The organism is Rathayibacter sp. AY1E3 (assembly GCF_002932235.1).
GTDB lineage: Bacteria > Actinomycetota > Actinomycetes > Actinomycetales > Microbacteriaceae > Rathayibacter.
Genome location: NZ_PSVN01000045.1, coordinates 1 through 4,233, shown reverse-complemented (window position 1 = coordinate 4,233; position 4,233 = coordinate 1). Strand labels below are relative to the sequence as shown.

Below are 4,233 nucleotides of genomic sequence, written 5' to 3'. Positions count from 1 at the left end.
TGCGTGCAGTGCACCATGACCTACCGGGTGCTCGAGAAGAAGGGCATCGAGTACACCACCGTCGACATCACCACCAACCCCGCAGCGCTCGCGTACGTCACGGAGGAGCTGGGCTACTCCGCCGCCCCCGTGGTCGTCGCGAGCGACCAGGACCACTGGTCGGGGTTCCGCCCCGACCTCATCGAGAAGCACGCCGCATGACCGGCCCGAACATCACCGGCGACGACTACCGGGCCGGGTACCTCGCCGGACAAGCCGACCGGCAAGGCGAAGTCGACTGGCTGGAGAACGAGGCCGACCGGCTCTACCGCCTCGCCTACGGCGACGAGCGCCGCGTCCAGGACCTCACCGTCACACGCGCCGAGCTCGAACAGCGCAGAGCGCTGTCCGAGCCGCCGGTCGAGGTCACCCGCCGCGACGCTCTGGCGTCCTGGGGCATCGAGACACCCCCCACCGATACCCCCGCGGCCGAGGCCGCGAACGAGAACCCGTCGACGCCGACGGGACCCACCAACCGCACGAGCAGGAGTCTCAATGACGACGTCAAGGCGTCCCGACTGTCTTCTCCGTGGCGCGAGGCCCACGATCACCCGGTCGACGGTGAGCGTTGGAACCGTCCGGCGGCGCGCCTGGGATAACGATCAGTTCAGTTAGCTGACGGCGGCCTTCGGGAGTCAGTGTCGCATCGAGTGTGTCACGATGCGTTGCTCACGACGTCGCCGGGCTCTATGGCGAGGAGCGATCTTGCGCGTTTTCGCACGACGAGAATGGCGGCAAGCCGGTTGGCTCCGAAGGACAGCAGGATCAACCCAGTGGCTCCTGCCAAGTTCGCTCCGAGCGCGGAGGCCAGGTAGAACGATCCGACCCTGATCATGATGAAGAGACCCCACAACCAGACCCCAGGGGTACTGAGCTTGTATTGGAGCTGCGCGTTGGTCGTCCTGAACCGAGTGACCAGACCCATGATCGTTCCGGTCACGGTGACTAGGGCGAGTTCGCCGATGATGATCCAGTCCGCTTCGACCCAGCGGAAGCCGCCCCATAGTTCAACAGCGAGGTAGACGAGCCCAGCTCCGATGATCATTACGGGCAGTCGCAACATCCGATGCAGCTGCGTAGAGCGCCAGATGAACTGGCGGATTATGAGGATGATGATCCCCGCCGCGATGATGACGTCGTCCAGAATTTGGTTCGCCGCGCCCCAGTTCCACTGCATCGGTCCGCTCCATTTCGATCACAAGTGATGGATCGACAGTATCACTAGTGATTGAATGAGTACATGCGCGCGTCAGAACTTCACCGTCTTGCCCGCACCCTCCGCGAGATCGCACTTGAGGCGACCGGGAATGTGGGCGCGAACCGCGTCAACGCAGGTCAGCTCGCTGTCTTCGAAGACGTCGCGCGGCACCCGGGGGCATCGATCCGAGAGGTCACGGACCGAACCGGGCTGGCGCAGAGCCTCGTGTCGCGGATCATCCACGCCGCCGCTGCCGCAGGCGCACTGTCCGTCACGACCGACGATCGAGACCGCCGCAGGGTTCAGGTCGAGCTCAGTAGCACCACACGCGCAGCGATACTCCAACGGGCCGACGAACCACTCGGATCAGCACTCACCAACTTCACACCGCACCTGACCGATCAGGAGCGCGCCGCGCTTGAACAGCACTTGGCTGCCGCCGCCGAACTCCTCTCGCGAGGCGCCCGTGTGAACTGATGAGCCTCACGTCAACCGCCGTAGGGCGAGCCTCTGTTCGCGATCCCGGAAGGAACGACACTGACGACTTGCTCGAGTCTGGAGATGGGCAATGGAGGGTAGGTCGCGAGCCGGGTCGTCCGGCGGCGCGTCGCCGATCTACGCAGCGCGAATCGGAGGTGCTTCGCTGAATGTGCGATTGTCTCGGAGTGGCGCCCAGAGCACGCTCACACGTCGTCGAGAGAGAGCAAGAAGCGCCTGCGTGTGCTTGTACCCTTCGCCGCGTTTCTTGAGATAGAAGACGCGGTTCGGTCCTTCGCGGATAACGGAGGTCTGCGCTGAGAGGTAGAGCGAGCGGCGCAGATGTCGGTTGTACCGCTTCGGCCGGTGCATGTTCCCGGTCCGGCGTCCGGAGTCGCGCGGAACGGGTATCAGCCCGGCCGCTGCGGCGAGGTGGCCGTCGTCGGCGTAGTTGTCGAGTGGCCCGGCTGCGGCGAGGAATTCGGCTCCGAGGATCGGACCCATCCCGGGCATCGATTCGATGATCTCGGCCTGCGGGTGCGCGTGGAACATCGTGGTGATCTGGTTCTCCAGCGTTCGGAGACGCTTGTCGAGGGCGAGGATCTGCGTTGCGATGTCGGCGATGATCTGCGCCGCGATCGTCTCGTTCCCGATTTGCGTCTGTTGTCCGCTCGCGGCCTCGAGAGCAGCCTCCGCGACCGCCGGAGCGCCTTGCACGCCGCGGCGAGCCAGCCACTTCGTCAGGCGCACCTGCCCCATCCGGCGAAGCGCGGTGGGCGTCTGGTAGCCGGTGAGGAGGGTGAGAGCGCCCTTGTGTTTGGCGTAGTCGAACGCGCGGTCGAGGCGGGGGAAGATGCCGGTCAGGACGTCGCGGAGCCGGTTGAGCATGCGGACGCGATCAGCGACGAGATCGCCGCGATGTGCGATCAGGAGCTTGAGGTCGGCAATGATCTCGACCGGCAGCCTGATTGGGGTCAGGTCGTGCCGGTGCCGCGCCGTCTCGGCGATCACGTAGGCGTCGCGGGCGTCCGTCTTCGCTTCGCCTCGGTATGCGCCGGCCATCCGGTTGACGATCCGTCCGGGGACGTACAGCGCGGACTGTCCGTGGCTTGCGAGCAGCGCGAGAAGCAGCGCAGACGTGGTGCCGACGATATCGACTGCCCAGGTGAAGTTCTCGCCGAGAGTAAGCACTTCGGCGAGCGGGTCGAGGATCGCACTTTCGTCGTTGCTGACCTTGCGCGACCAGAGCATCGCGCCCTGGTCGTCGATCGCTGTCACCCAGTGATGCGCCTTTCCTGCATCGATGCCCACCCAGATGTGAGCTTGTCGATCGTGCAACCCGTCCTCCTCAGTCGTGATCTGCCTCGTGTAAGCCCGAGGAGCACCCAACCGTCATCTCCGTAAACAGCGACCGAAACGCACATCTCAATTAGCGGCCAGGGGCACCCCAGAGGACCGGACGGCCACTCCTGCTGAGCCACACGATCGGCGACGACAGATAAGCCACATCCGGCCCCCTCGGGCCGCCACCAAACTTACGGAGACGACAGATGAGCACCAGGACCATCACCGGCAACCTCGCCGCCGACCCCGAGGCCGTGCAGGCGGGCCGCGTGCAGATCGTGAAGCTGCGCGTCATCGAGAACACCGGCGAATACCGCGCGGGGGAGTGGACCCCGCACGACGCCCCGACCACGCACTACGTGGAAGCGAAGTTCGAACTCGGCGAGCACGTGCTCGCCTCCCTCCACAAGGGAGACGCCGTGATCGTCGTCGGCTACGAGCGCACCGTCGCCTGGGGAGAAGGAGAGAACCGCCGCACCGGCCGCGTCCTCGAAGCCGACGCCATCGGCCCCAACCTCACCCGCGCGACCGCCGTCGTCACCACAACCACCCAACGCGCACCCCGCCGCAGCGCCGCCTCCGCGGCTGAGTAGGACTCGGTCCTCCGAGATACTCCGCCATCCGCCGCAGAGTTCGCCGTTCTACGGCCTATATTCGCGGTTCTCCGTAGAGGACGGAGGCGGTCCGGGGTTGGGCTGCTGGAAGCTGCCCACGCCCAGAGCGGCGAGTCCCGCGGACACCGCCGCGCCCAGAAGGCGGAAGACGATCACGAATGCCTTTCCGACGAACTTCAACACGTTTGCCATCACGAGACCATCGCTTTCCGGAACTGATCGCAACGCTAGTGGTTCCGAGCGAATCCCGGTGGGTTCTACTCCCAGCCGTTCGCGATCCGGACCGCGTAGAGGTGACGTGATCCTCCGGGATCGCTGCGCGCACTTCCGGGATCGCCGCGGCGCTCGTCGCCGCGTTGCTGCGCACCACCGTTGATGCCGATTCCGCGCGCGTCCGGTGTGCCAGTTCCCACATGCCTCCATCGTCGCATCCGACGCTGACACGACCCGCTCGAGCTTGGGGGCCGGCGGCGCCGGCCCGTGAGGGGCGACCCCCTCACGCTCCCCGGTGTCCCGTTCCGGGGCGCGAGCTGCACTCGCGCAGCGGCGACGGAGCACCGC

6 protein-coding genes are annotated in these 4,233 nt (G+C 66.0%); 4 read left to right on the top strand and 2 right to left on the bottom strand.

Annotated features, from left to right (window positions below):
• Together C5C53_RS16665 and C5C53_RS16660 are read left to right on the top strand one after the other, a co-directional pair.
• Positions 1-201 (top strand): glutaredoxin domain-containing protein (locus C5C53_RS16665; RefSeq protein WP_104268048.1); only part of this gene is annotated, 201 nt, incomplete at its 5' end.
• Positions 198-638, top strand: coding sequence for a hypothetical protein (locus C5C53_RS16660; RefSeq protein ID WP_104268046.1), 441 nt, complete (start codon positions 198-200; stop codon positions 636-638). The genes C5C53_RS16665 and C5C53_RS16660, both read left to right, overlap by 4 nt.
• 56 nt (positions 639-694) lie before the next feature.
• On the opposite strand, the gene C5C53_RS16655 is transcribed toward C5C53_RS16660, so the two are convergent.
• On the bottom strand, positions 695-1,216 hold the full coding sequence (locus C5C53_RS16655) for a hypothetical protein (RefSeq protein WP_104268045.1): 522 nt from the start codon (positions 1,214-1,216) through the stop codon (positions 695-697).
• Between the two features lie 51 nt (positions 1,217-1,267).
• Here C5C53_RS16655 and C5C53_RS16910 point away from each other — a divergent pair, with 51 nt between their 5' ends.
• Positions 1,268-1,714, top strand: coding sequence for a MarR family transcriptional regulator (locus tag C5C53_RS16910; protein ID WP_146084697.1), 447 nt, complete (start codon positions 1,268-1,270; stop codon positions 1,712-1,714).
• Positions 1,715-1,852: 138 nt separating this feature from the next.
• Here the strand turns inward: C5C53_RS16910 and C5C53_RS16650 are convergent, their stop codons facing one another.
• Positions 1,853-3,052 (bottom strand): IS110 family transposase, encoded by a 1,200-nt coding sequence (locus C5C53_RS16650; RefSeq protein ID WP_104268047.1) that lies wholly within the window; start codon positions 3,050-3,052, stop codon positions 1,853-1,855.
• A 212-nt stretch (positions 3,053-3,264) separates the two neighbouring features.
• On the opposite strand from C5C53_RS16650, the gene C5C53_RS16645 reads away from it, so the two are divergent.
• Complete coding sequence (locus C5C53_RS16645) at positions 3,265-3,651, top strand: single-stranded DNA-binding protein (RefSeq protein WP_104268044.1); 387 nt, start codon at positions 3,265-3,267, stop codon at positions 3,649-3,651.
• Positions 3,652-4,233: the final 582 nt, after the last annotated feature.